Genomic DNA, 25,622 nt, shown 5'->3' with positions numbered 1-25,622 from the left:
CACCATGACAGACACCGTGCCACGCACACCCTTTGCCGCACCGGCCGCCTTGTCGACGGATCCGCGCCGGCGCGCGCTGCTGCGCGGCCTCGCCGCGCTCGGCCTGGGCGCCATGGCGGGCCCGCTTTACGCCGGCAACGCCTGGCCGGCGAGGCCGATCCGGCTGGTGGTGCCGGCGCCGCCGGGCGGCGGCACCGACCTGTTCGCGCGCACGCTGGCGGCATCGCTGGGCAAGGCGCTGGGCCAGACCATCGTGGTCGACAACAAGCCGGGCGCGACCGGCATCATCGGCAATGACACCGTGGCCAAAGCCAGTCCCGACGGCTACACGCTGCTGTTCACCTATGCCGCCGCGGTAGTGATCAACCAGACGCTGCAGCCGAAACTGCCGTATGACGGCCTGCACGACCTGGTCCCGGTGGCGCAGATCGGCTCCGGCGGCAATTTCCTGGTGGTGACGCCGGACTTCCCCGCGCGCACGCTCAGGGAATTTGTCGAACATGTGCGCAAGCGCCCCGATGCCTTCGACTACGGCTCATGGGGCATCGGCTCCGGCGGCCACCTGACCATGGAAGCGCTCAGGATGCAGACCGGCATCAAGCTGCGCCACGTGCCGTACAAGGGCGTGGCGCCAATCCTGGCGGACCTGCAGGGCGGCGTGATCAAGGCCGCCTTTGTCGATACCTCGTCGTCGCTGCCGCTGATCCGCGCCGGCAAGCTACGCGCGCTGGCGGTCAGCGGCACGCGCCGCGCGCCGGCCACGCCGGACGTGCCGACCATGACCGAACAAGGCTATCCGTTCGACACCGACAGCTGGTATGGCCTGTTCGCGCCGGCCGGCACCAGCGCGGCGATCGTGCAGCGGCTCAATGCCGAGGTCAACCGCCTGCTGGCGGATGCGCCGATGCGCGAGCGCTTCCTGCAGCTGAACATGGGCATGGCGCCGGCCAGCAGCCCCGAGCAGTTCGCGCGGACCGTGCGCGCCGACGTGGGCGCGTGGGGCAAGGTGATCGAGGCCAACCACATCACCGTCGACTGAGGCCGGCACACGTGCGGCTGGTGTTGCCCCGGCGCGGCACGCGCGCTGCTGGCGTGTCCGGCGGGGTTCTGCGTGTCGATGGCGGCGCTGCCGCTGGCCGCGGCCTCGCCGTGGCTGCTGCTGCCGGCGCTGATGGTGGCGGCGCGCTCAGCTGGTCGCTCTTGCCCATCGTGCAGAACTTCCTGGTGCGGCAGGCGCCCGCTGGCGCCGATCTCCAGGTCGGCATCAACGTCGCCGCGATGCATGTGGGCGTGGCCGGGGGCCTGGGCCGCGTGATGGTGGCGCGCGGCGCGCTCGCACATGCGCCGTGGCTTGGCAGCGCCATGGTTGCGCTGGCATTCATGCTGGCGCTGGCGGCAGTGCGCGGGCCCAGTTGGCGCGCTGCGTTGCAAGGGCCGGGGGGATAGCCCAACACCCGACTTCCTCCTATATCCATGTCGGAGCCTCACCGACAGCGGGCACACAGTCCAGCCACTAGTATCCATTCAGAAAAACAGCACGCCCCACGACAGCCGGTGCCGCAAGCGGCATCCGGGCGCGGCTGCGCGCTGCATGGACGACAGCAACAACAGGAGGAGCGCCATGGACCGCCGCCAGTTTCTCAAGTGGGGGAGTTTCCTGACCGTCACAGTTGCCACCGGCGGGCTCAGCGCCTGCGGCGGAGGCGGCGACAACCCGGAGCCGGATACCGGCAACCCCGAAAACTTCAATTTCGTGCATGGCGTGGCGTCGGGAGACCCCCGCCCCGACAGCGTGATCGTGTGGACGCGCGTGGAAGGCAGCAACGGCAAGCGGCCGGTGGTGGTGCGGCTGCAGGTGTCGACGCAGCAGGATTTCGCGCCGCCCACGCTGTTGGTGAATCAACCGCTGATGGCGCTGCCGGACTGGGACTACACCATCCGCAACAAGGTCACGGGCCTGAGCCCGGGCACGCGTTACTACTACCGTTTCCTGCTCGGCGACCGCCCCAGCACCACGGGCCGCACGCGCACCGCCGCCGCGGCCGGCACGCCGCTGTCAGAGCTGCGCTTTGCCTTTGTCAGCTGCCAGGACTGGAATGCCAACCACTGGGCCGGCATGGAGGAACTGGTGCAGCAGGACCTGGACTTCATCGTCCATGTCGGCGACTACATCTACGAAGCGGTGCCGGGCGGCTCGCGCGCGGGCAATGTGGAAGACCGCCACACCGCGCTGCAGTTGCCCAACGGCACCGCGCTCTCCGACGGCAGCATCTACGCCACCACGCTGGACGACTACCGCTACCTGTACCGCAGCTATCGCACCGACGCACGCTTGCAGGCACTGCATGCCGCGTTCCCGATGATCGCGATCTGGGACGACCACGAATTCTCGGACAACTGCTGGCAGGACCGCCAGACCTACACCATCACCGACGACCAGACGCCGCGCACCGCGCGCCGGCGCGCCGCCAGCCAGGCCTGGTTCGAGTTCATGCCGGCCGATGTGACGCTGGACCTGAACAACCCGTCGTTTCAGAACATCCAGATCTATCGCTCGTTCACCTTCGGCAATCTCGCCACGCTGCTGATGACCGACGAGCGCCTGTACCGCGCCGACCACGTCATTCCCGAGACCTCGGTGGGTCGCTCGATCGGCAGCCTGTACTTCGTGCCGCAGGCGACGCTGGCCGCGGCCGAGGCGCAGAAGATCGCGGCCGCTGGCAACGTGCTGACGCCGGTGTCGATGCTGGGCGACAACCAGCGCGCATGGTGGCAGGACCGCATCGGCGCCGACGCCACCACCTGGAAGCTGTGGGGCAACCAGCTGTCGCTGCTGCGCATGCAGGTCGACGTAATCCAGGCGGTGGCGCGGCTGATCGCGCGGGCGCTGGTGCTGGCCAACAGTGCACTGTCCTCGCTCGAGACCGCCATCGCCAACGCGCTGGCCGACGACTTGCGCGCGGCGAAGGCGGCCGGCACCTATGTCAACCTGGCCTTCACGGCGCTGCGCAACGTCCTGTCGCAGGTCGGCATCGACAGTGCCAGCTTCGACGCCACCATCAAGCCGCTGATAGAAAGCCGGCTGCCGGCGATCGCGCTGCTCGACCGCTTTATCCTCAATGCCGACCAGTGGGATGGCTTCAACGCCGAGCGCAAGAACCTGATGGCGTTCCTGAAGACCAACGGCATCCGCAACGTGGTGGCGTTGAGCGGGGACATCCACGCCTTCTTCGGCGGGCAGGTGATGGACGACTACGATGCCGCGACGCCGGCGCCGGTGATGGTCGACCTGGTCACCGCCGGGCTGTCGAGCAACACGCTGCTCAGCTCCTTCCGCACCGTGGTCGACAGCGACCCGGCCTTTGCCGCGTTGCGCGAGCTGATCTACAGCGACGTGGGCGGCACCCTCGTCAATACCTTCGATGCCACGCTGCGCGCCTTCAATCCGTGGATGCGGCATGTCGACACCAACGCCGAAGGCTACGCGCTGGTCACGCTGACGTCGCAGAAGCTGAGCTGCACTTTCCACACCATGAAGCCGCTTGCGGGCGGCTCGGCGCCGGCACAGCCGGCCACGGCCAGCACGCGGTTGCTGGAAGTGGCCGCGGGCACCGCGGATGTGACCGTGACCTAGCCGCGCCGTGGGCGGGCCCGGCGGCCTGGCTTCAGTAGCCGGCCTGCCGGTCCACCCGGTTCAGCAGCGGGCGTCCGTCGCGCGCGCGACGCAGGTTTTCGATGCATTGCCGGGCCACCAGCGGGTACGACGGGTCGGCGGCGATATGCGGCGTGGCTTCGATGCGCGGATGGTTCCAGACCGGGTCGTCCGGTGCCGGCGGTTCCTTGGCAAACACGTCCAGCGCGGCGCCGGCCAGGTGGCCTTCATCGATCAGCGCGACCAGGTCGGGCTCGACCACATGCTCGCCCCGGCCGACATTGATGACGTACGCGCCCCGCGGCAGCCGCGACAAAGTGCGCCGGTCGAGCAGGCCCTCGGTGCGCGGCGTCAGCGGCAGCGTGCAGACCAGGATGTCGCTTTGTGCCAGCATGGCTTGCAGGCCGTCGTCGCCGGTGAAGTCGGTCACCCCCGGCAGATGCTTCGCGGCGCGGCTCCAGCCGCTGACCGGGTAGCCGAGGGCGGCAAACATGCGCGCCACCTCGCTGCCGATCTCGCCCAGCCCGAGCACGCCCACGCGGCATTGCGCGGCATCGCGCCCCGGATGGCGCTTCCATTCGCCGCGGCGCTGCTGCTCGGCGTAGAGGGCCAGCGCGCGGGTATGGCGCAGCGCCATCGCCAGCACGAAGCGGGCGATGCCGGCCTGCTGGCCGGGATCGACGATACGCGTGACCGGCACGTGCGCAGGCAGGTCGGGGGCGGCCAGCAGCTTGTCGACCCCGGCGGTGGCGGCGCAGACCAGACGCAGGTTCGGATAGGCCGGCACCACGCCGGGCTTGAGGCCCCACGCAATGATGGCTTCTACCTGTTCCGCGACCGCGGCCTCGCGGCCGTTCCACACGGTGATATCCGGCGCCGCTTCGCGCAGCAGCGCGGTAATGGGAACCGCCATGAACGACGGCAGGTGAACGAGGATGGCCATGGTCAGTTGCGGTAGTCGGGGTTGATGCGGTCGAGACGGCGCAGCAGGCCCGGCCAGGCCAGGTTCGAACCCTTGCCCTTGGTGGCCTGGCGCGCTTGCTGGCCCATGTTGGCGCTGGCGGCTTCCGGCACCAGCGTCAGCGCCGTGCCGCCGCTTTGCGCCAGGATCTGGATGCGGCACGCCGACTCCAGCGTGTACATCGTGAGGAACGCATCCGGCACCGTGCGCCCGCAGGTAAGCAGGCCGTGGTTGCGCAGGATCATCTGCTTGCAGCGGCCCAGGTCCGCCACCAGCCGCGCCTTTTCATCCTCGCGCAGCGCCACGCCCTCATAGTCGTGATAGGCCAGCCCGGTCAGCGCGAACATCGCCTGCTGCGAGATCGGCAGCAGGCCGTCCTGCTGCGCGGACACGGCGACCCCATGCGAAGTATGCGTGTGCATCACGCAGCCGACTTCCGGGCGCGCCTCATGCACGGCGCTGTGGATGATGAAGCCGGCCGGGTTGACGTCATACGGCGTTTCCAGCACGGGCTGCCCGTCGTGATCGACCTTGACCAGGCTCGATGCCGTGATCTCGTCGAACATCATGCCGTAAGGATTGATCAGGAACTGGTCCGGCGCATCGGGCACGCGCGCCGAGATATGCGTGAAGATCAGGTCGTCCCAGCCAAAGTGGGCCACCAGCCGGTACGCGGCCGCCAGGTCCACGCGCATCTGCCATTCTGCGTCGGAGACGCGGTCTTTTACGGATTCGACTAGCTGGACTTGCGCCATGCGGGGCCTCCGGGGGGTAAATGAGTCATTGGATCGCTGCATTGTCCCGGCGTGCCGCGCCAAAGTCTGTTAAGTGGTGGACAATCTCGGCTCCGGCAAGGAGAGCAATGTGAAGGGTCAGGCGAAGGGTCGGCACAAGGATGCCTTGAAAGCGGTCGAACCCGCGCGCACGCTGCCGCGCGGCGTGCTGGCCAGCGGCTGGCTGCGCAACGCGCCGCCGCGCGTGCTCGATGCCGTGGCGCATGCCGCACGCCGCCAGCGCTTTGGCGACGGCGAGATGATCTTCGCGCGCGGCGATCCGCCCACGTATTTCTGCATGGTGGTGTCCGGGCGCGTGCGCATGAGCCGGGTCAGCAGCGGCGGGCGCGAGTCGGTGTACGCGGTGATCGGGCGCGGACGCTGGTTCGGCGAGATCTCGCTGCTCGACGGCAAGCCGCGCACGCATGACGCCTTTGCCGTCGGCAACACCGAGCTGCTGGTACTGGGGCAGCGCGATTTCCACCGCATCCTGGCGACCCACCCGGAAGGCATGCAGCTGATCGTGCAGCAGATCTGCGCGCGGCTGCGGGTGGCCTTCGACCACGCGCAAAGCGCGGCGCAGGCGCCGATCGACGCGCGCATGGCGGCACGCCTGCTGGAACTGGCCGATCGCACCGACCCGGTCGTGCGCATCAGCGCGGAGGACCTCGGCGACATGGTCAACCGCTCGCGCCAGACCGTGGCCAAGTACCTGCAGGCGTGGGAAGACGCGGGCCTGATCCGCCGCGAGTACCGGCAGATCGAACTGCTCGATGCCGCGGCGCTCAAGCGCCTGGCCCGGCGCTGACCGACGCGCGCGCATTTAACCGGTGCTGGCCTGGATGGCAAGACTGGTTAACGACCGTTGCAAAAACAAACAGAATGTCAGGTGCCCCGGCGCTACAGTGGCCTTTCCCTTGCCTGTAGGCGTTTCTTGGAGGTACACGAATGAAGCAACATCTGGCGAAATCCCTGGTCCTGGCTGGCGCGATGATCGCGTCGTATCCGCTGTTCGCACAGCAGTCCCAGCCCCTGCAGCCGGGCCAGCCGATGACGCAGCCGATGCAGCCGATGCAGTCCGCCCAGCCGATCCAGTCCGCCCAGCCCGTGCAAGCCATGCCCGCGGCAGCGCCCTCGGCGCAGATGGCCCCGGCAGCCCCGGCCGCCGGCGGCAGCTATGCGCAGGCCCCGGTGCCGCCGGCCCAGCCCGGCATGGCGCCCGCGCCCGCCGATCCGTCGCTGGCAGGCGGCGCGGTCCCGGCCGCGGACTCCGCCAGCATGAGCCTGGCGCCCGATGCGCTCGGCACGCGCCTGGGCCAGCGCAGCGCGTTCCTCGACGGCGCCTGAGCGCCACCGGCGCGGGCCCGCAGCGCGCGGGCCGCGCGCCCGCACGCATCACGCCCCCCCTTTTCCGGCAGGCGCGCTCCGCTTCAGTCTTGCGCGGCCGCCTCGCCCTGCTGCCGCAGCCATTCCAGGAAGGCGCGCAAGTGCAGCGGCTTGTCCGCATCGCGCGCTGCCGGCGCGTGGCCGGCCCGCGGGGTTCAGCGGCGGATAAAGGCGGCGATCATGGCGCTGATGATGCAGCTGGTCGCCACGATCGGGAACACCAGCGAGGTATTGCCCGAGTGGTCCAGCATGCGGCCGATCAGCGGCTCGCCCAGGCCGGCGAGCAGGTAGGAAAAGAAATTCAGGATGCCGGTGGCGGTCCCCGCGCGCTGTGCCCCGACCAGGTCCGGGCACAGCGCCCAGAACGACGACGCCGGGCCGTAGACGAAGAAGCCGGCCAGGAACAGCGCGACGATGGCACCCATGCCGGTGGGCAGCCTGAACATGACCATCGAGGCCACGGCACCCAGCACCATGTAGAGCATGATCGCCTTGCTGCGGCTGGAGCCGAACAGCCGGTCAGAGATCCAGCCATTGGACAGTGCGCCGAGCGCCATGCCGACCGGCAGCGCCACCGAGATCCAGGCCGGGTCGATCAGCGTGTCGGCGTGCTTCCAGTCCTTGCCCAGGAAGTGCACCGGCACCCAGACGATCAGGCCGTAGCGCGCCGCATTCTGGAATCCGATCGACAGCCCCGCGATGATCAGGCGCGGATTGCGCAGCACCGCCTTGTAGCGCGACCATGAGCTTTCGTCAGCGTCAGTTTCGATGGCGGTGGCCTGGTCGGCGTCGTCGCGATGGGCCACGCCCGTGTCCGGCGACTTGAAGCCAAGCTCTTCAGGACGCTCGCGCACGACCAGGTAGAAGGTGATGCCGCCCAGCAGCATCAACAGCACCGGCAGGCGGAAGATCCAGCGCCAGTCCAGGTGCAGGATGTTCACCACCACGATGGAAGTCACGAACGACAGCACCGAGGCGCAGCCGGCCGCAAACACATAGAAGCCGTAGACCTTGCCGCGCTCGCCGGCGCCCCACCAGTTCGACAGCAGCCGGCTGCCGGGCGCCCAGCCCAGCGCCTGGAAGTAGCCGTTGATGCCCCATGGAATCGCCAGGCTCTTGAAGCCCACGGCGAAACTCACCACCCAGTTGGCCGCGCATGACAGGATCGCGCCGGCGGTCATCACGCGGCGCCCGCCGAATTTGTCGCCGAGGTTGCCGTTGATGGCCTGCCCGATGGCGTAGCACCACAGCAGGCAGGTGGAGGCCCAGCCCAGCACTTCCTTGGACAGGCCGAATTCATGCTGGATGCCGGGAATGGCGAAGCCGAAGGTCTGCCGCCCGGTGTAGAAGAAGAAATAGCAGAACATGGCGGCCAGCAGCATGCGCCACTGCGCGCGCCGGAACGATTGCTCGGCCGGGGCGACGAACGCCCCCACCTGGATGCGGTCAGCTGTTTCCATGGTTGTCTCCTTTTGTATTGTCGGCCCGTCGATCGGGCTCGTGTGGCCGGGTAAACCTGTGGCCGTGGGGAAGCGCTAGGCCGGCACGGCGCCGATAAAGTTCTTGCCGCGGGCGCCGTCCAGCGCACGCGCGATCATGGCGCCGGCCTCATCGTCACTGACGCCGTAGTCCGCAAACTCGGTCTTCACGCCCAGCCCTTGCAGCAAGGCACGCAGGCGCTGCTGTCCGCCCACCAGCGACGGCCCGAACAGCCGCTGCAGCGTGCGGTCGCGGTCGGGGCGGCGCGCCCACGCCTTTTCCAGCACCAGCGGCAACGTGAACGAGCAGGCAATGCCGTGTGGCAGGCCGTGGCGCAGCGTCATTTCGTACGAGATCGAATGCGCCAGCGCGGTCTTGGTGTTGGAGAACGCCAGTCCGGCCTTGAGTGCGGCCAGTGCCATGCGTTCGCGCAGCGACAGGTCGTCGAGGTTCCGGGCCAGCTGCGGCAGCGTGTCGAAGATGTCCTCGACCGCCGCCACCGCGAACGTGTCCGAGACCGGATTGGCGTTAACGTTCCAGATCGATTCGAGCGCGTGGGACAGCGCGTCGAGGCCCGTGGCAATAGTGGTGCCGCGCGGCACCGACAGCATCAGCGCGGCGTCGACGATGGCCGCTTCGGGCCAGGTCTCGGGCAGGTGCAGCGAGTACTTCTTCTGGTTCGCCGCATCCCAGATGGTGGCCCACGGCGTGACTTCGCTGCCGGTGCCGGCGGTGGTCGGCACCGCGATCAGCGGCTTGACCTGCGCCGGCGCGAACGGCTTGCCGGTCGCCAGCAGGCTGACCAGCGAGTCGAACCGGCCCGATCGGGTGCCGACCATCAGCGCCTTGGCGGTATCGATGGCGCTGCCACCGCCGACCGCGACGATGGCGTCGCAGCGGTCGGCGTGTTCCCAGAAGCGGTTGTACAGGCCGGCCAGCTGCGCCACATCCGGGTTGGGCTGCACGTCTTCGACCAGCCCGGCCAGGTCCGCGCCCAGGAGGGCCTCGATCCGTGCCACCAGTCCCAGCGCGCGCGCTTCCGGAAAGGTCACGACCAGCGCGCGCCGGCCGTGCAGCAAGGCCGGCAACCGGTCGAGCGCGCCGGCCCCGCAATGGATCGACACGGGGTTGTGGTAAGCATGGGTCATGGGGTCTCCTCGGTCCTGGCTCGGGTTGCGCTGGCGGCGGCTGGTGCCGCGCGCCTGGTTGCCAGCAGTGTGGGAGACGCCCAACCCCCGGTCCAATCGCATCTTTGACGCCCGGGTGCGCCAAAACCGATGGATCGCCGCAGCGCTGCGCCGGCCTCGGGGAAACCCTGTACGCATCGGCCAGCGGCTGTGGGAGACTCGCCGGACACGCCGCCCAGAACGGCGCCCAGCCCCTATCGAGACCCCATGTTCCACCAGTACTACAAGTCGATCCGCTGCTTCCACGCGGTGGCCCGCACTGGCGGCTTCACCGCCGCGGCGCAATACCTGCATATCGGGCAGCCCACCGTGACCGACCAGGTCAAGGCGCTGGAGACGCGCTTCGGCGTGGAGTTGTTCCTGCGCGGCGGGCGCACCGTGCGCCTGACCGAGACCGGCGAGCGGCTCTATGCGATTACGCAGGGGCTGTTCGGGCAGGAAGAAGAGGCCATGCAGTTCCTGCACAGCGCGCACAAGCTCAAGACCGGGCTGGTGCGGGTGGGCGCGGTGTCACCGCCGATCGCGCTGGGGCTGGCGCGCAGTTTCCGCGGCGTGTATGCAGCGCTGGAACTGACCGTCACCATCGGCTCGGAAGCCTCGGTGCTGCGCGGGCTGCAGGATTTCGACATCGACGTCGGCATCCTCGCCGAGCCCGACCCGGTGGCGGGCCTGCATATCGCGCCCTATCGCAGGGAACGCATCGTCGCCGTGATGCCGGCGGGCCATCCGCTGGCCGCGCGCGCGGCGGTCACGCTGCACGATCTTGCCGGCGAACCCGTGATCGTGCGCGAGCCGGGCTCGAAGACGCGCGACCGCGTCGAGCGTGCCTGCGCGCAGCATGGCGTGGCGCTGCACGGCGTGATGGAGATCAACAGCCGCGAGGCCATCCTGCATGCCGTAGCCAGCGGCATGGGGCTCAGCTTCGTCACGCAGATCGAATGCATCCCGCTGCCGGGGCTGCAAGTGGTGCCGGTGGACGAGCCACTGCTGTCGATCGACTATTCCCTGTGCTGCCTGGCGGTGCGCAAGGAGCGGCCGTTGATCTCGGCGCTGTTCGCGGTGGCGCTGGGCGTCTGAGCGGGGGACTCCTTGCGCTTGGCCTCGGCCTCTGCCGCGGCCTCGTGCCGGCGCGAGCCGTAGCGGCGCGCGTACTGCCACGTGAACTCCGCGCCCAGCAGGAAGATCTGCGCGGAGTAGTACACCCACAGCAGCAGCACCACCAGCGAGCCGGCGGCGCCGTAGCCGTTGGCCACGCCGCTCTTGCCGATATACAGGCCGATCAGGAACTTGCCCAGCGTGAACAGCAGCGCGGTCACCGCCGCGCCCAGCCATACGTCGGGCCAGCGCACCTTGGCGCGCGGCATGATCTTGTAGATCATGGCAAACACCACCGTGATCAGCACCAGGCTGACCACGGTGTCGAGCGCATGGCCGATTACCTCCTCGGCGCCAAACAGCGGCCCCCACAAGCGATTGAGCGCGGAGATGCCCGCGCTCAGCAGCAGCGACACCACCAGCAGGAAGCCGATGCCCAGGATCATGCCGAACGACAACAGCCGCGCGCGTAGCAAGGCGAAGATGCCGGAGCTCTTGCGCCGCTCGGGCACCTCCCAGATCCGGTCCAGCGCGGACTGCAGTTCGGCGAACACCGTGGTCGCGCCGACCAGCAGCACCACCACGCCGACCACCGCCGTCAGCGCGCTGGCCGCGGGCTTACTGACCGCCAGCAGCATGGCTTCCACGGTCTTGGCGCCCTCCGGCCCGAGCAGCCCTTGCAGCTGCGCCACCACCTCGCCACGCGCCGCGTCGTGGCCGAACACCAACCCGGCCACCGAGATCACGATCAGCAGCAGCGGCGCGATCGAGAACACCGTGTAGTAGGCCAGCGCGGCGCCCATGCTGGGCGCATAGTCTTCCACCCAGGCGTTGACGGTATCCCGCAGCAGCCCATAGAGCGCGCGGGGCGAGGACAGCAGGACCGACGGGAGGGAAGGCATCGCTGGACCCCGGTAACGATACTGCCCGAGCCCCGCAATTCCCGTTCCTACTCGCGGCAATGTGCTGCGGCGATGGCAAGGGCGCCGCCGGAACACCGCAAACCCGCACCAGGCTTGGGCTGGCGGTCCATGCACACGCCCGTCTCGCGGCGCTGCGTGGCCGGCTCGCATGCATTCTTTACAACGCCCCGCCAGTCAGCCAGGGCGGCGCCGGGGCCGTCCTGCTCACGGCGCCTGCATCGATACGCCGTAGCCGCCAAAGATGCGCGCCAGCTCGCCGTTGCCGCGCAGGGAGTCCAGCGCCGCCTGCAGGGCTTCGGCCAGCTCGCGTTCGCCGGCCTTGACCGCCATGCCGACCGCCCAGCCGCGCGGCGGCAGCAGCGGCGCGCTGATATCGGTGGCGGCATAGCGGCTGGCGGCGTGGCCGCCGGCCTTGAGCGCGCTTTCATACTGCGCGCGCGTCACCAGCGCCGCGGCGATCTCGCCGGCGAACAGGGCATCCAGCGCGGTGGCGGCTTCGGGATAGATCTTGACCCGATCCCGCAGCGCACCGCCGCCCGCTGACAGCAGCGCATTGGCCCCGGCCGAACCGGCGGCCGCGCCGGTGGGCTGGCCGGCCAGGTCTTCCAGGCCGCGCACGTCGGGGACACGCTCGCGGTCCTGCACCAGCACGAAGGTCTCGCGGTAGTAAGGGGCGATGATCAGCGCCTTGTCGTTGGCGCGCATGAAGGCGCGCTCGACCGGCACGTGCAGCATCACGTCGGCCGGCCCGTAGCCCAGGTAATGGCCGCGCCAGACCATCGCGCGCAGGTCGTCCGACATGTTCTCGTCGGCATCGAACGGCATCAGCGCCACCGACAGGCCCAGCGCCTTGCCCAGCGCCTGCGCCAGCGCCACGTCGATGCCGGCGTACTGGCTGCCGGCCATCGATGAGAACGGCGGCAGGCCCTTATACACCGCCACCTTCAGCGTGCCGGCCTGGCGGATCCGGGCCAGGTCGGCGTGCGCCGGCGACCCGCCAAGCAGCGCGGCGCCGGCCAGCAGTAATGGGCCGAGCCAGCGCAGGACACGCGGCGCCGCCGCAAGGGTGGGCAAGGTAAGCCGCGGACCGCGGCCAGGGCTGGCAGGCATTGGGATCTCTCCAGACAGACGAAGGGGCCCGGCCGCCGCGTGCCGGCACCGGGGCATGGATGGCGCTGACGTTGCGCTTATTCGTGGCGCGATTCCAGGTAGGTCTTGATGGCCCACACCGCCTCCTGGCTCAGCACGCCGTCGAACGGCGGCATGTAGACGCGGCCGTCGCGGGTACGGCCCTTGCGCACGGTGGTGGTGTAGTACTGCGAGATCTCGCTCAGGCATGCCTGCTTTTTCTTGGGATCCGCGAGGGCGGCACAGTCGCTGTCCAGCTTGCGCAGGTCGGGCGCAATCCCGCCCGAGACCGCCTCCAGCCCGTGGCAGCGCGCGCAGTTCTGGTTGTAGGCCGACGAGCCGATGCGCAGCGCCTCTTTGTGCGCATCGCCGCTGCGGTAGGGATTGTCCGGACGCCATTCGTCGCCCAGCTGTGGTAACGCTTTGGTATCGACGGCCTGGGGCGTGACATCGCCGTGGGCCAGCACCGGGCCGGTGGAAAAAGCGGTCAGGGATGCGCAAAGCGAAAGCAAGGCGAGCAGGCGGCGCTGCGTTTTCATGGATGTCTCCTACAGTGATGAGGCTGGTTTTGGTTTCCCTCATTTCCGCAAGAGCCATACCAACGCGGCGGCAGGGCAAAATGCCGGGTTCAGCGGGCCTTTTGCGAGGCTTTGGCGGGCCGGCGGCACCCGCGCCACGCCGCGGTGTCCCGGAATGCCACACCCTGGCAAGTGTTTTGCTTCAACACGCAACACTGTCGAGCACGCGCTGGCGCGGCCGGCAGCGACCCGCGCACAGATCGCGGGCGGACTTTCCACAGGAGACCGAGACATGACCATCCAGCCGGATCCGGCCCGTGCGCAAGCGGACGTCCCCGTTGATGCCGCGCAGCACGAGCGTGCCGGGCTGATCGCCCAGGCCCACCAGCGCTCGGAGTCTTATGGCCTGCGCCCCTATGAATCGCCCGATTTCTGCCCGGTGCTGCAGAGCGAGCTGAAGACCCGGATCGAACGCAGCCAGTCGCTGTTCACCTATGCGCTGCCGGTGATGGAGACGCTCCACGACCAGATCGTCGACACCCAGAGCATGATCATCCTGACCGACGCCGATGGCCTGATCCTGCACGCCATGGGCGACGATGACTTCCTGGCCCGCGCCGACAAGATCTCGCTGCGCCCCGGCTCGGAGTGGTCGGAGGCGCGCCGCGGCACCAACGCGATCGGCACCGCGCTGGCCGAGAACCAGGCCACGCTGGTCCACGGCGCTGACCATTACCTGGAGGCCAACCAGTTCCTGACCTGCTCGTGCATGCCGATCCTGGATCCTTACGGCAAGACCGTGGGGGCGCTGGACGTGACCGGCGACCAGCGCAGCTTCCACAAGCACACTATGGCGCTGGTGCGGATGTCGGCGCAGATGATCGAGAACCAGCTGTTCGGCAATACCTTCCGCGACATGGTGTGCGTCCGCTTCCATTCGCGCGCGGAGTTCCTCGGCACGCTGGTCGAGGGCATCGTCTCGTTCACGCCCGGCGGGCGCTTCCTGTCGGCCAACCGCAGCGGCCAGTTCCAGCTTGGCCTGTCCAACGGCGCGCTGCAGGCGCATACCTTTTCGTCGCTGTTCGGGCTGTCGATGTCGCAGTTGTTCGACGCGGCGCGCGCGGCCCATGCCGGCATCGTGCAGCTGCACTTGCCCAGCGGCGTCAAGGTCAGCGCGCGCGTGGAATGGAAGCCGCCGGCCGCGGCATTCCCCGGCGGCACCGAGGCGCGCCACGCGGGCACGGCCGGCGCCACGGCCGCGCCGCGCAGCCTGGCAGCGGGGCCGGCGCCCTCGCCCGGGCTGGATGAACTGGACACGGGCGACGCCCAGATCCGCGCCGTGATCGGGAAGCTGCGCAAGGTCATCGGCAAGGACATCCCGGTAATGGTGCTGGGCGAAACCGGCACCGGCAAGGAACTGATGGCGCGCGCCATCCACGCCGACAGCGGGCGCCGCACCGGCCCCTTCATCGCGGTGAACTGCGCCTCGATTCCGGAAAACCTGATCGAGTCGGAGCTGTTCGGCTACGAGGAAGGCGCCTTCACCGGCGCCCGCAAGAAGGGCGGCATCGGCAAGATGCTGCTGGCCAACGGCGGCACGCTGTTTCTCGACGAAATCGGCGACATGCCGCTGCACCTGCAGGGCCGCCTGTTGCGCGCGCTGCAGGAGCGCGCGGTATCGCCGCTGGGCAGCAGCAAGGTGATCCACATCGATGTCTCGGTGGTGTGCGCCACCAACCGCAACCTGCGCGAGCTGGTCGCCAACGGCCAGTTCCGCGAAGACCTGTACTACCGTCTCAACGGACTGGTGGTGCGGCTGCCGGCCCTGCGCGAGCGCAGCGACCTCGACGTGGTCGCCGCCAGGCTGCTGCGCCAGGACCACGGCGGCAACGCGGCCGACGAGCCGCCCCGCATCAGCGACGCGGTGATGGCGCTGTTCCGCCGTTACCACTGGCCCGGCAATATCCGCCAGCTGGGCAACCTGCTGCGCACCGCGCGACTGATGGCCGAAGGCGAAGCCGAGATCACCGCGGACCACCTGCCCGACGACTTCCTCGACGACCTGCGCGAGCCGGCGGCTGGCATGACCGCGGCGACCGCGCCGGCCCTTGCGCCCGGCGCCATGTTGCCGGGAGCGCAGCCGACGCGGCTGGCCGAGGTCGAGGCGATGGCGATCGTGGCCACGGTCAAGGCCCACAACGGCAATATCTCGGCGGCGGCAAAGGCGCTGGGGATCTCGCGCAACACCGTCTACCGCAAGATGGAGGAGGCGCGCGGGCTGCCGCACCAGGCCGGCTGAGCTTGCGGTGCACTTGCCGCCTCCGTCAGCCTGGCGGTTCGCCCTGCATCCACGAGTCTTCCAGCTGGCGCCAGGCGCGCTGCACGTTGAGTGGGTGGCGCGCCTGGAAATGGCGCCAGTGGCGGAACGGCCCTGCCGCCACGGCGTCGAGGGCATGCGAGGCATCATGGCCCGCGGCCAGGGCGGATTCGATGCCGTCGGCCAGCGCATCGAGATACGCCAGCGTCGGCACCAGCGTCTGCGCGGGCGTGCCGGCCGCGGTGGCGACAACCGTGTCCGCCGCCAGCGCGCCCAGCTGACGCAGCGCATGGCGCCAACCCTGCAGCGAAGCTTCCTGCATCTCCGGCACGCGTTCGCGGTACGCCAGGCCGCCCACGCATAGCAGCCGCAGCTGCGGCGCATACAGCACGGTATCCGACGCACTGTGCGCCGGCGCGTGCAGCTGCACCTGCCACGCGGTCTCGCCGGTCTGCAGCCAGCCGCCGGCTTGGAGCGCCGGCTCCGGCAACACGATGGCGGTGCCGCGCATGGCAGCGCGGCCGAGCTGTGCTGTCAAATGGTCCAGGCAGTCCGCGCACCGTTGCCGCATCAACGCGGCGGTGGCGGCGGACGCCAGGAACGCCGGCCGCGGGCGCAGCCCGGCAAAGGCGGCGTTGGCCAGCACATGCTCCGGATGGGCGTGGGTGTTGACCACCCAGCGCACCGGCTGCGGCGTCAGCGCCCGGATTGCGCCGAGCAGCGCGTTGCCCCATGCCGCGTGCGGCCCGGGATCGACCACCAGCACGCCCGCGCGCGTGACATGGACCAGGCTGGGCACCACCGCGCCGGCGTTGGCGCGCAGGACTTCGGCATTGTGGGCGCGGGCGACGTAGACGCCTGGCTGCAGCCGGGACAGCGTCACACGCGCGCCTGCGGCAGCGGGCTGCCAGGCAGCAAGCCCCAGCGCCAGCGTGGCCCCGAGAAAACCGCGCCGCGTGGCAGCCATCAACGCTGCCAGGCCGACGCACGGATGGCGGCCGCCAGCGCGTCGCGCATGGCGCCCTCGGCCAGGTGCCCGCCGTCCACCCATTGCAGCCGCGCCGCCGGCATGGCTTGCTGCAGCCGCCACGCATTGGCGGGTCGGCAGACCGCGTCGGCACGGCCATGCAGCAGCGTCACCGGCATGCCATGCGCGGCGATGTCCCGTGCCGCGCGCAGCACGGCCGGCTTGCCCAGCCCGGCGCGGTGGCGCAGGTAGTGCGCCTGGATGCGGTACTTGCGCACCGTGGCCAGCCGCTCGCGCGCGGCCGGCTTGCGTCCCGGCGCGACCCCGCGCAGGCCAAGCCGGTCCAGTTCAAGCCTGCGCCACGCCGCCGCGGTGTCCTGTTTTTGAACAGCCGTCCCACTTTGGAGCAGTCGTGACACGGTGAGCAGCCGCGCGCGCGCTTCGGGCAGGCGCTCGCCCGCCGGCGCAATGCGGCGCAGCATGCCGGCGCCGCCGGCGCGCGGCGCGAACAACCCGAGCACGTCGTCGCGCCCGGTGAGGAAGGCGCCGCGCACAACCAGCGCCGCCACCGCATGCGGGCAGCGCGCGGCGTAGGCCAGCGCCAGCGCCGCGCCCCACGATCCCCCTGCCACGCCCCAGCGCGCGATGCCCAGCGCGCGGCGCAACTGTTCCAGGTCGGCCAGCAGCGCGCCGACGTTATTGCGCCGCAGGCCGCCCGCCGGCGTCGAGCGGCCGGCGCCGCGCTGGTCGGGCATCACCACGCGGTGCCGTTGCGGGTCGAACCATGCCGCCATCGACGCCGCGCAGCCGCTGCCCGGCCCGCCATGGAGCACCAGCCAGGGCTCGCCCTGTGGCGGGCCGACAAGCCGCACGTGCAGGCGCTGGACGTCCGGGGTGCGCAGGTAGAAGGCGGTGCGGGTCAGGGTATGGTCGGGCATGGTTGTTGCCTTTCAGGGCATCGCGGCAGCCACGCTGCCATGCCGCGACGATATTCACTAACCATGCCACCCAAGGAGACCACCATGACCTGGACCACGCCCGCCTACACCGAGCTGCGGCTCGGCTTTGAAATCACGATGTATATCGCCAACCGCTGACCCGCCGCGGCTTTCCCCGCAAGAGGCGCCGCTGCCGGCGCCTGCGCGGTGAAGCCGAAAGGCACCCTCGAGCGCTCGCGCCATGACCACCATCCGGGTTCTGGGATCCGCCGCCGGCGGCGGCTTCCCGCAATGGAACTGCAATTGCCGCAACTGCGACGGCGTGCGCCGCGGCACCATACGCGCCACGCCGCGCACGCAATCGTCGATCGCACTGAGCGGCGACGGCCCGGAAGCCATCCTGGTCAATGCCTCGCCCGACATCCTGCAGCAGTTGCGCCAGACACCCGCACTGCAACCCGGCCGCACCGCGCGCGACACCGCGATTGCCGCGGTGCTGCTGATGGACGCGCAGATCGACCACGTCACCGGGCTGCTGATGCTGCGCGAACACCGCCAGGCGCTGCCGCTCTATGCCACCGCCAGCGTGCTCGAAGACCTGGCCGATTCGTTCCCGCTGACCCGCATCCTGTCGCATTACTGCGGCCTGCAGCAGCATGCGCTGCCCGGCGACGGCACGGCGTTCCCGGTGCCGCCGCTCGACGGCGTGGCCCTGACCGCGATACCGCTGCAAAGCAAGGCCCCGCCCTATTCCCCCAACCGGCGCGCGCCGCGCCCCGGCGACAACATCGGCCTGCGCATCGAAGACCGGCGCAGTGGCCGCAGCGCCTTCTACGCGCCCGGCCTGGGCCAGGTCGACGACCACGTCTTCGCGCAACTGCGCAGCGTCGACGTGGTGCTGGTCGACGGCACCTTCTGGCGCGACGACGAAATGCAGGCCCTGGGCTTCTCCGGCAGCAGCGCTGCCGACATGGGCCACCTGGCCTTGTCCGGGCCGGGCGGGATGATCGAGGTCCTGGACCGGCTGCCCGCCAGCCGCAAGATTCTTATCCATATCAACAATACCAATCCGGTGCTGGCCGAAGACTCGCCCGAACATGCCGAGCTGGCCCGGCATGGCATCGAACTGGCCTACGACGGCATGGAAATCACGCTATGACAGCCACCGTTGCATGGACCCCGGCCGAGTTCGAGGCGCGCCTGCGCGCGCGCGAAAGCGGCTACCACATCCACCATCCGTTCAACCGGCGCATGGCGGCGGGCGAATGTAGCCCCCAGCAGATTCGCGCCTGGGTGGCCAACCGCTTCTACTACCAGGCCAGCATTCCGCTGAAGGATGCCGCGATCCTGTCCAACTGCCCGGACCGCGCCACGCGCCGCGAATGGGTGGTGCGCATCCTCGACCATGACGGCACCGACACCCGACCGGGCGGCATCGAGGCCTGGCTGCGGCTGGGCGAGGCCGTCGGCCTGGAGCGCGACGCGCTGCTGTGCCACCGGCAGGTGCTGCCCGGCGTGCGCTTCGCCGTCGACGCCTATGTCAATTTCGCGCGCCGTGCGCCGTGGCAGGAGGCGGTGTGCTCGTCGCTGACCGAGATGTTCGCGCCGAAGATCCACCAGGAACGGCTGGCCGGCTGGCCCTCGCACTATCCGTGGATCGAGGCCGGCGGGCTGGATTATTTCCGTTCGCGCATCCCGCTGGCGCAGCGCGACGTCGACCACGGCCTGCGCGTGACGCTGGACTACTTCCGCAGTGCCGCAGAACAGCAACGCGCCCTTGACATCCTGCAGTTCAAGCTCGACGTGCTGTGGTCGATGCTCGATGCGATCCAGCTCGCCCACCCATGACAGCCAGCACGCAAGACCTCGCCACGCCGACCCTGCACCGGACCTTCCGCCTGCAGTGGGAAGCCTCGCAGCAGAGCTGGGTGCTGCTGTATCCGGAAGGGATGGTCACCCTCAACGACAGCGCCGCCGCCATCCTGCAGCGCTGCGACGGCAGCCATACCCTCGACATGCTGATCGACGACCTGCAGGCCGCGTTTGGCGTGCAGGGCATCGCGCCGGAGGTCCACGCCTTTGTCAAACATGCCACCGAACGCGGCTGGCTGGTCTGAGCCGGCGCCGCCCGGCCCGCCGCTGTGGCTGCTGGCGGAACTGACCTACCGTTGCCCGCTGCACTGCGCGTTCTGCTCCAATCCGGTCGACTATGCCCGCCATGCGGAGGAACTGGACACCGCGCAGTGGTGCGACGTGTTCAGCCAGGCGCGCGCGCTGGGCGCGGTGCAGCTGGGCCTTTCCGGTGGCGAGCCGCTGCTGCGCAAGGACCTCGAGGCGCTGGTGCGCCATGCGCATGGCCTCGGCTTCTACACCAACCTGATCACCTCCGGGGTGGGGCTGACCGATGCCCGCCTGGCCGCGCTGCGCGAGGCGGGCCTGGACCATATCCAGCTCTCGTTCCAGGACTCGACGCGCGAACTCAATGACTTCCTGTCCAGCACGCGCACGTTCGAACTGAAGCAACGCGTGGCCCGGCTGATCAAGGCGCACGGCTACCCGATGGTGATGAACTGCGTGCTGCACCGTCACAACCTGCCGCACGTCGGCACCATCATCGAGCTGGCCCTTCAGCTGGGCGCCGAATACCTGGAGCTGGCCAATACGCAATATTACGGCTGGGCCTGGGAAAACCGGCAGGCGCTGATGCCGACCCACGAACAGCTGCGCGAGGCCGAGGCCGTGGTGCAGCAGTACCGCGCGCGCATCGGCAGGCAGTGCCAGATCCTGTTCGTGGTGCCGGATTATTTCGAGGCGCGGCCCAAGAAATGCATGAACGGCTGGGGCACCACCTTCCTGGGCGTGGCGCCGGACGGCACCGCGCTGCCATGCCACGCGGCCCGCATGCTGCCGGACCTGGCGCTGCCCAGCGTCAAGACCGAAACGTTGCGCGACATCTGGCACGACAGCGACGCGTTCCGCCGCTTTCGCGGCAAGCAATGGATGCCGCAGCCGTGCCGCTCCTGCGAGCACAGCGAAGCCGATCTCGGCGGCTGCCGCTGCCAGGCCTTCCTGGTTACCGGCGATGCCGCCGCGACCGATCCCGTTTGCGCGCAGGCGCCCGCGCACGGCAGGATCGCGGAAATCGTGCTGGAGGGGCGCCTGGCAGCAGCGCAGGCGCGCGAATATCCGCTGGTGTTCCGTAGCGACGGCAACTCATTGCGGTTAAGCGGGGCACGCAGGGACGATTGAGCCGGGGGCATCAGCGTCTTTGGCGCCGCCGCCGCAGGCGGGCCCTGCGCCGGCCCCCGACGCCGGCGCCGGCCCCGCGTCCGACGCAGCGGCCGCCGCCAACGCGCCGTCCCGGCTCAGCCGACGCCCAGCACCCACTCCGCCAGCTTCTTCGCATCGTCCTCTCCCAGGTTGCCATGCGCCGGCATGGGAATCCTGCCCCACGCGCCCTTGCCGCCCTCCCGGATCTTTTTCGCCAGCGCGGCGGCCGCCTGGCCGTCGCCCTTGTAGCGGACCGCTACCTCGGCAAAGCCAGGGCCCACCAGCTTCGACTGCATGCCATGGCAGGAAAAGCAGCCGCTCTTGTCGGCCAGCCCCTGCATCTCCGCCGCGGTGGCGGCCAGTGCCGCGCCCGGCAGCATCGCGCCAGCCGCGGCCAGCGCCATCCATTCCTTCTTCATACCTGTATCCCGATCGGATGCTGTTGCTATCGTCCCCGGCGCACGCCCCGCATCGACGTGGCGATGGCGTGCGCCGGGCTGGGTCACCGTCTTCCCGCTCAGCTCTTGTGCAGCTTGAACACCCACACCGAGCCGCCCTGCTCCAGGAAATTCACGCGCTTGGCCACCTCGCCGCCCCACAGCGGCACCGCGCCGCCCCAGCCGGAGACCACGGCGACGAACTGCTCGCCGTTCTCTTCCCACGTGACCGGCGGCGCGACCACGCCGCTGCCGGTCTGGAACTGCCACAGCTCCTTGCCGGTCCTGGCGTCGGCGGCCTTCAGGTAGCCTTCCGGCGTGCCCCAGAACACCAGCCCGCCGGCGGTGGTCATCGCGCCGCCCCACAGCGGCGCGCTGTTCTTGGCTTCCCAGACGATCTTGCCGGTCTTCGGGTTGATCGCGCGCAGCGAACCGATGTAGTCCTCGTTCAGCGGCTGGATGGTAAAGCCCGCGCCCAGGAACGCGGCGCCCTTCTTGTAGCTGACCGGTTCGTTCCAGATGTCCATGCCCCACTCGTTAGCCGGCACGTAGAACAGGCCGGTCTGCGGGCTGTAGGCCATCGGCTGCTGGTTCTTGCCGCCCAGGAAGCCCGGCGCCGCGAACACCGACTTGCCCTTTTTCTCGCCGTTGCCGGCGGCCGGGTCGCCGGGGCGGCCCTCGGCGGCGTAGTTGGGGCGGCCGCTCTTCAGGTCGATGCCGGTGGCCCAGGTGATCTTCTTGACGAAGGGGAAGGCATTGACCAGCTTGCCGCTGCGCGCGTCGTTGACGTAGAAGAAGCCATTGCGGTCGGCCTTGCCGCCCATGCGCTTGCCGTCCAGGTCGAAGGTGACGAACTCATTCACGCCGTCGAAATCCCAGCCGTCGTTCGGCGTGTTCTGGTAGTGCCAGACGATCTTGCCGGTGGCGGGGTCGAGCGCCACGGTCGAGGCGGAATAGAGGTTGTCGCCCTTGCGGATGTGGCTGTTCCACGGGCCGGGATTGCCGGTGCCGAAGTAGGCCAGCCCGGTCGCCGGATCATAGGTGCCGCCCAGCCACGTGGCCGCGCCGCCGGTCTTCCAGGTCTCGCCGGGCCAGCTGGCGTTCAGGGTGCCGGTCATGCCGATCTCGGTCTTGTTGCCATCCTTGTCGTACTTGTAGCCCATGTGGCCTTCGACCACCGGCCGCGACCACACCAGCTGCCCGGTCTTGGCGTCGCGCGCCTCGACGCGGCCGACCACGCCGAATTCGCCGCCCGAGATGCCGGTCAGCACCAGGCCCTTGGCCACCAGCGGCGCGGCCGTGTACGAATAGCCGGCCGCGTAGTCTTCCAGCTTCTCCTTCCACACCACCTTGCCGCTGGTCTGGTCCAGCGCCACCAGCTGCGCGTCGAGCGTGCCGAAGATCACCAGGTTGTCGTACAGCGCCGCGCCGCGGTTGACCACGTCGCAGCACGGCATGATGCCTTCGGGCAAGCGGTGCTCGTACTTCCACAGCTTGCGCCCGGTCTTCGCATCGAGCGCGTAGATGCGCGAGTACGAGGCGGTGACGAACATCTTGCCGTCATGGATCAGCGGCTGCGCTTCCTGGCCGCGCTGTTTCTCGCCGCCGAACGAGAACGACCACGCCGGCACCAGCTGGCCCACGTTCTTCGTATTGATGCGCGTCAGCGTGGAAAAGCGCTGGCCCTGCGGCCCCATGCCCCACGACAGCACGTCGCCGGGACTCTTCGCGTCGTTCTCGATCATGGCATCGCTCACCGCCGCTGCCTGCGCGGCCACGCTTGCCGCGGCGGTCGCGATTGCCGCGACCGCCAGCCCTACTCGTAACGTCCTCATTGCCATCTCCTCATTGTTTTGGATCTCGCTGGTGCGCCACTGCGCCACACACCAGCACGCAAATGGCAAATCCCATGCCAGTGGGCTGGCGGCCTGCACCGGCGCCGCGCCGCCCGCCGACCCGGCCACGGCCCGCGCCAGCGTGCAACACTGCGTTGCAGCTGCGCCAGAATTGAACAGGCGCCGCCAGCCCCTTCACTGGCCCAGCACGGCTTCCTCGTGCGCCGGATAAAGATGGGTCACGTTGCGCAGGTACTCGGCTGGCAGCGCGCCCCAGCGCGCAAAGGGCTCCGGCACCGGCATGGCCATCACCTCGGCCAGGTCGCGCCCCTGCGACGCTGCCTCGCGCAGGCGCGTATCGAGCCATTGCAGGTAGGCGCGCGTCTGCGCGATGGCTTCCGTGCCGCCCAGCGCGGGCCCGTGGCTGGGAACCAGCACGCGCGCCCCGCTCTGCTCCATCAAGGTCTGCAGCCGCGCGAGGCTGTCGAGCCAGCGGCCGATGTGCGCGTGCGGCGTGGTCGGAATGCGCTGGCGGAACACCAGCCCGCCGGCAAAGACGATGCCGGCGGCGCGGTCCAGCAACACCAGGTCGGCATCGGTATGGCCTTCGAGGCGAATCAGTTCCAGCGTACGGCGTCCGATCGTGCGGGGGCCGGGCGCCAGCGCGTGCACCGGCGGCGCGGGCTCGGTGCCGCGCATCCAGTCGCCGCACAGGCGGTAAAGGTTGTCGGCGTAGGCCGCGCCTTCGCGGCGCGCGCCGTCGATGGTGCCGGGCAGCGCGCTGCCGCCCACGTCGGCATAGGCCTGGTTGCCGAAGAAATAGTCGGGGTGCTGGTTCAGGTTAAGCACCAGCCGTACCGGCGCGCCGGTGACCGCGGCAATGGCGCGGCGCTGCTGCGCGCCGTACTCGCGCGACGGACCGGTGTTGATCACCACCACGCCATCGCCGGTGTCGATGAAGGCGGTATTGATGATGTTGCAGCCATTGGCCGGCGCGAAGTCGGCATTGGCGCCTTCCAGCAGCCACACGCCGGCGGCGATCTCGCGCGGGGCCAGGCGGTAGTCGGGCGGCTGCGCGGGCGCTGCGTGGGCCAACGTGGTGCCCAGCCACAGCAGTAGCGATGGCCATACCCGCTTCATGGCGACACCCGCGCCGCGATGCGGTTGCCGTTGTTGTCGTGCCCGGCCAAGGTCATGCCGGGCACCACCGCCTCGCGCAGGTCGATCGAGAAAATCGGGTTCTCCGCCACGGGCTCGTGCAAGGCCAGCCGCAACAGCGGCTGCCTGGCGGCGTCGGCCAGCACCAGGGTCTCGATATGGAACGCGGGGATGCCGGCCACCAGGCCGGTGTCCATTGGGTGCATCACGCGCAGCCGCACGCGCGCGCCGGCATCGCCCAGGCCCGGAAACACGCGCGCCTCGACCCGGTTGAGCGTGCGGCTCCAGCTGCCGTCTCGGCGGCTGGCGCCGGGCACGGTGCAGCCACCGCCGCCGGCGTCGACCCAGGCGCTGCCGACATGCCAGGTGCCGTCGCGCGTGCGCGCCGCCACCCGCACCGGCGAGGCCTGCTCCAGCTTGAAGCGGAACGACAGCGACGGCCGCACCCGCAGCGGCTCGAACACCAGCACCGGACGGATCGGGTTGCGGTCCACCGCCACCACGATGCGGTCGACCTCGCCCAGCGCCGACGCGTCAAAGGCAATCGGCACGCGCATGGGGTCTTCCGCGAAGGCCGGTCCGGTGACCTTGACCCGGTTGTCGAACACCACCGGGCCGTGCTCCAGCAGCTCTTTGTGGATCCACGCCCATTGCGGTGACTGCAGCGGATCGCTGCGCGCGAGCACGGCATCCGTGGCGGCGGCCGCCGGTGCGGCCAGGCTGGCAAGGCCCAGCCATGCCAGCGCCAGCAGCGCCATGCCTTGCCGGCGGCCCGTCATGCCGGCTGCCCGCGGCGCGCCATGCCGCGCTGCGGATCGTAGCCCCACAGCGCCAGCAGGAAGCACACCACCGCGCTGCCCGCGACAATGGCCAGGCTGTGCAGCGCGAGCTGCCCGTACAGCGCAAAGCGGATCGCCTCGACCGCATGCGTGAACGGGTTCAGGCGCGCCAGCTGGTACACCGCCTCGGCGCCCGCTTCCTGCAACCGCCACAGCGGATACAGCGCCGAGCTGATGAAGAACATCGGGAAGATGACGAAGTTCATGGTGCCGGCAAAATTCTCCAGCTGGCGCACATGGACCGAAAGCAGCAGCCCGAGCGCGCCCAGCATCAGCGCGGCCAGCGTCATCGCGCCCAGGCCGGCCAGCAGGTGCTGCGGCGCGAAGCGGATGCCGAAGGCCGCCGCCACCAGCAGGAACGCCGCCATCTGCAGCAGCGACAGCACCGTGCCCGCCACCAGCTTGCAGCCCAGCAGCCAGCCGCGCGGCAGCGGCGCGGTCAGCAGCAGCCGCATCACGCCCATCTCGCGGTCATACACCATGGCCAGCGACGACTGCATGCCGTTGAACAGCGCGATCATGCCCAGCAGCCCGGGCGCGACATAGACCTGGTATTCGATGTAGGTGTCGTACGGCGGCGCGATGGCGACCCCCAGTGCATTCTGGAAGCCCGCGGCAAACACCAGCAGCCACAGCAGCGGGCGCACCAGTGACGACAGCAAGCGGCCGGGCTGGCGCAGGTACTTGCGCAACTCGCGCCCGCAAACCGCGCGCAGCGCGCGCCAGCGATGGCTCAGGACCGGGGGCATGGGGTCTGGC

26 protein-coding genes are annotated in these 25,622 nt (G+C 69.6%); 12 read left to right on the top strand and 14 right to left on the bottom strand.

What is annotated here, in order from left to right:
- The first annotated feature begins 4 nt into the window (after positions 1 to 4).
- The 3 genes from E5S69_RS00485 to E5S69_RS00475 all read left to right on the top strand — a co-directional run bounded on the left by E5S69_RS00485 (position 5) and on the right by E5S69_RS00475 (position 3,634).
- A complete protein-coding gene (locus E5S69_RS00485; RefSeq protein ID WP_171513066.1) occupies positions 5 to 1,039 on the top strand; it encodes a Bug family tripartite tricarboxylate transporter substrate binding protein in 1,035 nt (344 codons plus the stop codon).
- Positions 1,040 to 1,149: 110 nt separating this feature from the next.
- Positions 1,150 to 1,446 carry a hypothetical protein gene (locus E5S69_RS00480; protein WP_216621176.1) on the top strand — a complete coding sequence of 99 codons (297 nt, stop codon included), beginning with the start codon at positions 1,150 to 1,152 and terminating at the stop codon, positions 1,444 to 1,446.
- A 175-nt stretch (positions 1,447 to 1,621) separates the two neighbouring features.
- Entirely contained in the window at positions 1,622 to 3,634 is a 2,013-nt protein-coding gene (locus E5S69_RS00475) for an alkaline phosphatase D family protein (protein ID WP_171513065.1), read from the top strand.
- Positions 3,635 to 3,665: 31 nt separating this feature from the next.
- Here E5S69_RS00475 and E5S69_RS00470 read toward each other — a convergent pair whose 3' ends face one another.
- Positions 3,666 to 4,595, bottom strand: a complete 930-nt coding sequence (locus tag E5S69_RS00470) for a 2-hydroxyacid dehydrogenase (RefSeq protein WP_171513064.1) — start codon at positions 4,593 to 4,595, stop codon at positions 3,666 to 3,668.
- 2 nt (positions 4,596 to 4,597) lie between these two features.
- Positions 4,598 to 5,368: a class II aldolase/adducin family protein gene (locus E5S69_RS00465; RefSeq protein ID WP_171513063.1), complete on the bottom strand. Its 771-nt coding sequence runs from the start codon at positions 5,366 to 5,368 to the stop codon at positions 4,598 to 4,600.
- A gap of 145 nt (positions 5,369 to 5,513) precedes the next feature.
- Here E5S69_RS00465 and E5S69_RS00460 point away from each other — a divergent pair, with 145 nt between their 5' ends.
- Together E5S69_RS00460 and E5S69_RS00455 are read left to right on the top strand one after the other, a co-directional pair.
- Entirely contained in the window at positions 5,514 to 6,194 is a 681-nt protein-coding gene (locus E5S69_RS00460; protein ID WP_171513062.1) for a Crp/Fnr family transcriptional regulator, read from the top strand.
- Positions 6,195 to 6,334: 140 nt separating this feature from the next.
- On the top strand, positions 6,335 to 6,733 hold the full coding sequence (locus E5S69_RS00455; RefSeq protein WP_171513061.1) for a hypothetical protein: 399 nt from the start codon (positions 6,335 to 6,337) through the stop codon (positions 6,731 to 6,733).
- A 194-nt stretch (positions 6,734 to 6,927) separates the two neighbouring features.
- On the opposite strand, the gene E5S69_RS00450 is transcribed toward E5S69_RS00455, so the two are convergent.
- Both E5S69_RS00450 and psrA read right to left on the bottom strand, forming a co-directional pair.
- Positions 6,928 to 8,232: an MFS transporter gene (locus E5S69_RS00450; protein ID WP_171513060.1), complete on the bottom strand. Its 1,305-nt coding sequence runs from the start codon at positions 8,230 to 8,232 to the stop codon at positions 6,928 to 6,930.
- Between the two features lie 75 nt (positions 8,233 to 8,307).
- Complete coding sequence (psrA, locus tag E5S69_RS00445) at positions 8,308 to 9,399, bottom strand: iron-containing alcohol dehydrogenase PsrA (RefSeq protein WP_171513059.1); 1,092 nt, start codon at positions 9,397 to 9,399, stop codon at positions 8,308 to 8,310.
- Positions 9,400 to 9,645: 246 nt separating this feature from the next.
- Here psrA and E5S69_RS00440 point away from each other — a divergent pair, with 246 nt between their 5' ends.
- Positions 9,646 to 10,515, top strand: coding sequence for a LysR substrate-binding domain-containing protein (locus tag E5S69_RS00440; RefSeq protein WP_171513058.1), 870 nt, complete (start codon positions 9,646 to 9,648; stop codon positions 10,513 to 10,515).
- Here the strand turns inward: E5S69_RS00440 and E5S69_RS00435 are convergent.
- The 3 genes from E5S69_RS00435 to pedF form a co-directional block, all read right to left on the bottom strand.
- Complete coding sequence (locus E5S69_RS00435; RefSeq protein WP_171513057.1) at positions 10,437 to 11,435, bottom strand: YihY/virulence factor BrkB family protein; 999 nt, start codon at positions 11,433 to 11,435, stop codon at positions 10,437 to 10,439. The genes E5S69_RS00440 and E5S69_RS00435 overlap by 79 nt on opposite strands.
- A 225-nt stretch (positions 11,436 to 11,660) precedes the next feature.
- Positions 11,661 to 12,566: a substrate-binding periplasmic protein gene (locus tag E5S69_RS00430; protein ID WP_171513056.1), complete on the bottom strand. Its 906-nt coding sequence runs from the start codon at positions 12,564 to 12,566 to the stop codon at positions 11,661 to 11,663.
- Between the two features lie 77 nt (positions 12,567 to 12,643).
- Positions 12,644 to 13,123: a cytochrome c-550 PedF gene (gene pedF / locus E5S69_RS00425; RefSeq protein ID WP_171513055.1), complete on the bottom strand. Its 480-nt coding sequence runs from the start codon at positions 13,121 to 13,123 to the stop codon at positions 12,644 to 12,646.
- Between the two features lie 271 nt (positions 13,124 to 13,394).
- Here pedF and E5S69_RS00420 point away from each other — a divergent pair, with 271 nt between their 5' ends.
- Entirely contained in the window at positions 13,395 to 15,401 is a 2,007-nt protein-coding gene (locus E5S69_RS00420; protein WP_171513054.1) for a sigma-54-dependent Fis family transcriptional regulator, read from the top strand.
- Between the two features lie 25 nt (positions 15,402 to 15,426).
- Here the strand turns inward: E5S69_RS00420 and E5S69_RS00415 are convergent, their stop codons facing one another.
- Both E5S69_RS00415 and E5S69_RS00410 read right to left on the bottom strand, forming a co-directional pair.
- Positions 15,427 to 16,386, bottom strand: coding sequence for an MBL fold metallo-hydrolase (locus tag E5S69_RS00415; RefSeq protein ID WP_171513053.1), 960 nt, complete (start codon positions 16,384 to 16,386; stop codon positions 15,427 to 15,429).
- Positions 16,386 to 17,324, bottom strand: a complete 939-nt coding sequence (locus tag E5S69_RS00410; RefSeq protein WP_171513052.1) for an alpha/beta fold hydrolase — start codon at positions 17,322 to 17,324, stop codon at positions 16,386 to 16,388. Before E5S69_RS00410 ends, E5S69_RS00415 begins: the two co-directional genes overlap by 1 nt.
- Before the next feature lie 84 nt (positions 17,325 to 17,408).
- Here E5S69_RS00410 and pqqA point away from each other — a divergent pair, with 84 nt between their 5' ends.
- The 5 genes from pqqA (at position 17,409) to pqqE (ending at position 20,573) form a co-directional block, all read left to right on the top strand.
- A complete protein-coding gene (gene pqqA, locus E5S69_RS00405; protein WP_012355514.1) occupies positions 17,409 to 17,483 on the top strand; it encodes a pyrroloquinoline quinone precursor peptide PqqA in 75 nt (24 codons plus the stop codon).
- 82 nt (positions 17,484 to 17,565) lie between these two features.
- Positions 17,566 to 18,483 (top strand): pyrroloquinoline quinone biosynthesis protein PqqB, encoded by a 918-nt coding sequence (gene pqqB, locus E5S69_RS00400; RefSeq protein WP_171513051.1) that lies wholly within the window; start codon positions 17,566 to 17,568, stop codon positions 18,481 to 18,483.
- A complete protein-coding gene (gene pqqC / locus E5S69_RS00395) occupies positions 18,480 to 19,172 on the top strand; it encodes a pyrroloquinoline-quinone synthase PqqC (protein WP_171513050.1) in 693 nt (230 codons plus the stop codon). Before pqqB ends, pqqC begins: the two co-directional genes overlap by 4 nt.
- Positions 19,169 to 19,441, top strand: coding sequence for a pyrroloquinoline quinone biosynthesis peptide chaperone PqqD (gene pqqD, locus E5S69_RS00390; protein ID WP_171513049.1), 273 nt, complete (start codon positions 19,169 to 19,171; stop codon positions 19,439 to 19,441). Before pqqC ends, pqqD begins: the two co-directional genes overlap by 4 nt.
- A complete protein-coding gene (gene pqqE / locus E5S69_RS00385; protein WP_171513048.1) occupies positions 19,413 to 20,573 on the top strand; it encodes a pyrroloquinoline quinone biosynthesis protein PqqE in 1,161 nt (386 codons plus the stop codon). The genes pqqD and pqqE overlap by 29 nt, the downstream gene beginning before the upstream one ends.
- A gap of 116 nt (positions 20,574 to 20,689) precedes the next feature.
- Here pqqE and E5S69_RS00380 read toward each other — a convergent pair whose 3' ends face one another.
- From E5S69_RS00380 to E5S69_RS00360, 5 genes are all read right to left on the bottom strand, one after another.
- Positions 20,690 to 21,013 (bottom strand): c-type cytochrome, encoded by a 324-nt coding sequence (locus E5S69_RS00380; protein ID WP_171513047.1) that lies wholly within the window; start codon positions 21,011 to 21,013, stop codon positions 20,690 to 20,692.
- A gap of 98 nt (positions 21,014 to 21,111) precedes the next feature.
- Complete coding sequence (locus tag E5S69_RS00375) at positions 21,112 to 22,866, bottom strand: PQQ-dependent methanol/ethanol family dehydrogenase (protein WP_171513046.1); 1,755 nt, start codon at positions 22,864 to 22,866, stop codon at positions 21,112 to 21,114.
- A 195-nt stretch (positions 22,867 to 23,061) separates the two neighbouring features.
- A complete protein-coding gene (locus E5S69_RS00370) occupies positions 23,062 to 24,006 on the bottom strand; it encodes a quinoprotein relay system zinc metallohydrolase 1 (RefSeq protein WP_171513045.1) in 945 nt (314 codons plus the stop codon).
- On the bottom strand, positions 24,003 to 24,803 hold the full coding sequence (locus tag E5S69_RS00365) for a quinoprotein dehydrogenase-associated SoxYZ-like carrier (protein WP_171513044.1): 801 nt from the start codon (positions 24,801 to 24,803) through the stop codon (positions 24,003 to 24,005). The genes E5S69_RS00370 and E5S69_RS00365 overlap by 4 nt, the downstream gene beginning before the upstream one ends.
- The gene (locus E5S69_RS00360) at positions 24,800 to 25,612 is read right to left on the bottom strand and encodes an ABC transporter permease (protein WP_171513043.1); all 813 of its coding nucleotides are present in this window, start codon (positions 25,610 to 25,612) and stop codon (positions 24,800 to 24,802) included. The genes E5S69_RS00365 and E5S69_RS00360 overlap by 4 nt, the downstream gene beginning before the upstream one ends.
- Between the last annotated feature and the right edge of the window lie 10 nt (positions 25,613 to 25,622).

This window comes from Cupriavidus necator (genome assembly GCF_013141915.1).
Classification (GTDB): domain Bacteria; phylum Pseudomonadota; class Gammaproteobacteria; order Burkholderiales; family Burkholderiaceae; genus Cupriavidus; species Cupriavidus necator_B.
The sequence above is the reverse complement of the archived record's forward strand: the minus strand, read 5'-3'. Positions and strand labels throughout refer to the sequence as shown.

Excerpts from the sequence above, each read along its gene's own strand:
- E5S69_RS00485 (WP_171513066.1), top strand. The coding sequence starts at position 5 with ATGACAGACACCGTGCCACGCACACCCTTTGCCGCACCGGCCGCCTTG.
- E5S69_RS00475 (WP_171513065.1), top strand. The coding sequence starts at position 1,622 with ATGGACCGCCGCCAGTTTCTCAAGTGGGGGAGTTTCCTGACCGTCACA.
- E5S69_RS00470 (WP_171513064.1), bottom strand. The coding sequence starts at position 4,595 with ATGGCCATCCTCGTTCACCTGCCGTCGTTCATGGCGGTTCCCATTACC.
- E5S69_RS00465 (WP_171513063.1), bottom strand. The coding sequence starts at position 5,368 with ATGGCGCAAGTCCAGCTAGTCGAATCCGTAAAAGACCGCGTCTCCGAC.
- E5S69_RS00455 (WP_171513061.1), top strand. The coding sequence starts at position 6,335 with ATGAAGCAACATCTGGCGAAATCCCTGGTCCTGGCTGGCGCGATGATC.
- E5S69_RS00450 (WP_171513060.1), bottom strand. The coding sequence starts at position 8,232 with ATGGAAACAGCTGACCGCATCCAGGTGGGGGCGTTCGTCGCCCCGGCC.
- psrA (WP_171513059.1), bottom strand. The coding sequence starts at position 9,399 with ATGACCCATGCTTACCACAACCCCGTGTCGATCCATTGCGGGGCCGGC.
- E5S69_RS00440 (WP_171513058.1), top strand. The coding sequence starts at position 9,646 with ATGTTCCACCAGTACTACAAGTCGATCCGCTGCTTCCACGCGGTGGCC.
- E5S69_RS00435 (WP_171513057.1), bottom strand. The coding sequence starts at position 11,435 with ATGCCTTCCCTCCCGTCGGTCCTGCTGTCCTCGCCCCGCGCGCTCTAT.
- E5S69_RS00430 (WP_171513056.1), bottom strand. The coding sequence starts at position 12,566 with ATGCCTGCCAGCCCTGGCCGCGGTCCGCGGCTTACCTTGCCCACCCTT.
- pedF (WP_171513055.1), bottom strand. The coding sequence starts at position 13,123 with ATGAAAACGCAGCGCCGCCTGCTCGCCTTGCTTTCGCTTTGCGCATCC.
- E5S69_RS00420 (WP_171513054.1), top strand. The coding sequence starts at position 13,395 with ATGACCATCCAGCCGGATCCGGCCCGTGCGCAAGCGGACGTCCCCGTT.
- E5S69_RS00415 (WP_171513053.1), bottom strand. The coding sequence starts at position 16,386 with ATGGCTGCCACGCGGCGCGGTTTTCTCGGGGCCACGCTGGCGCTGGGG.
- E5S69_RS00410 (WP_171513052.1), bottom strand. The coding sequence starts at position 17,324 with ATGCCCGACCATACCCTGACCCGCACCGCCTTCTACCTGCGCACCCCG.
- pqqB (WP_171513051.1), top strand. The coding sequence starts at position 17,566 with ATGACCACCATCCGGGTTCTGGGATCCGCCGCCGGCGGCGGCTTCCCG.
- pqqC (WP_171513050.1), top strand. The coding sequence starts at position 18,480 with ATGACAGCCACCGTTGCATGGACCCCGGCCGAGTTCGAGGCGCGCCTG.
- pqqD (WP_171513049.1), top strand. The coding sequence starts at position 19,169 with ATGACAGCCAGCACGCAAGACCTCGCCACGCCGACCCTGCACCGGACC.
- pqqE (WP_171513048.1), top strand. The coding sequence starts at position 19,413 with ATGCCACCGAACGCGGCTGGCTGGTCTGAGCCGGCGCCGCCCGGCCCG.
- E5S69_RS00380 (WP_171513047.1), bottom strand. The coding sequence starts at position 21,013 with ATGAAGAAGGAATGGATGGCGCTGGCCGCGGCTGGCGCGATGCTGCCG.
- E5S69_RS00375 (WP_171513046.1), bottom strand. The coding sequence starts at position 22,866 with ATGAGGACGTTACGAGTAGGGCTGGCGGTCGCGGCAATCGCGACCGCC.
- E5S69_RS00370 (WP_171513045.1), bottom strand. The coding sequence starts at position 24,006 with ATGAAGCGGGTATGGCCATCGCTACTGCTGTGGCTGGGCACCACGTTG.
- E5S69_RS00365 (WP_171513044.1), bottom strand. The coding sequence starts at position 24,803 with ATGACGGGCCGCCGGCAAGGCATGGCGCTGCTGGCGCTGGCATGGCTG.
- E5S69_RS00360 (WP_171513043.1), bottom strand. The coding sequence starts at position 25,612 with ATGCCCCCGGTCCTGAGCCATCGCTGGCGCGCGCTGCGCGCGGTTTGC.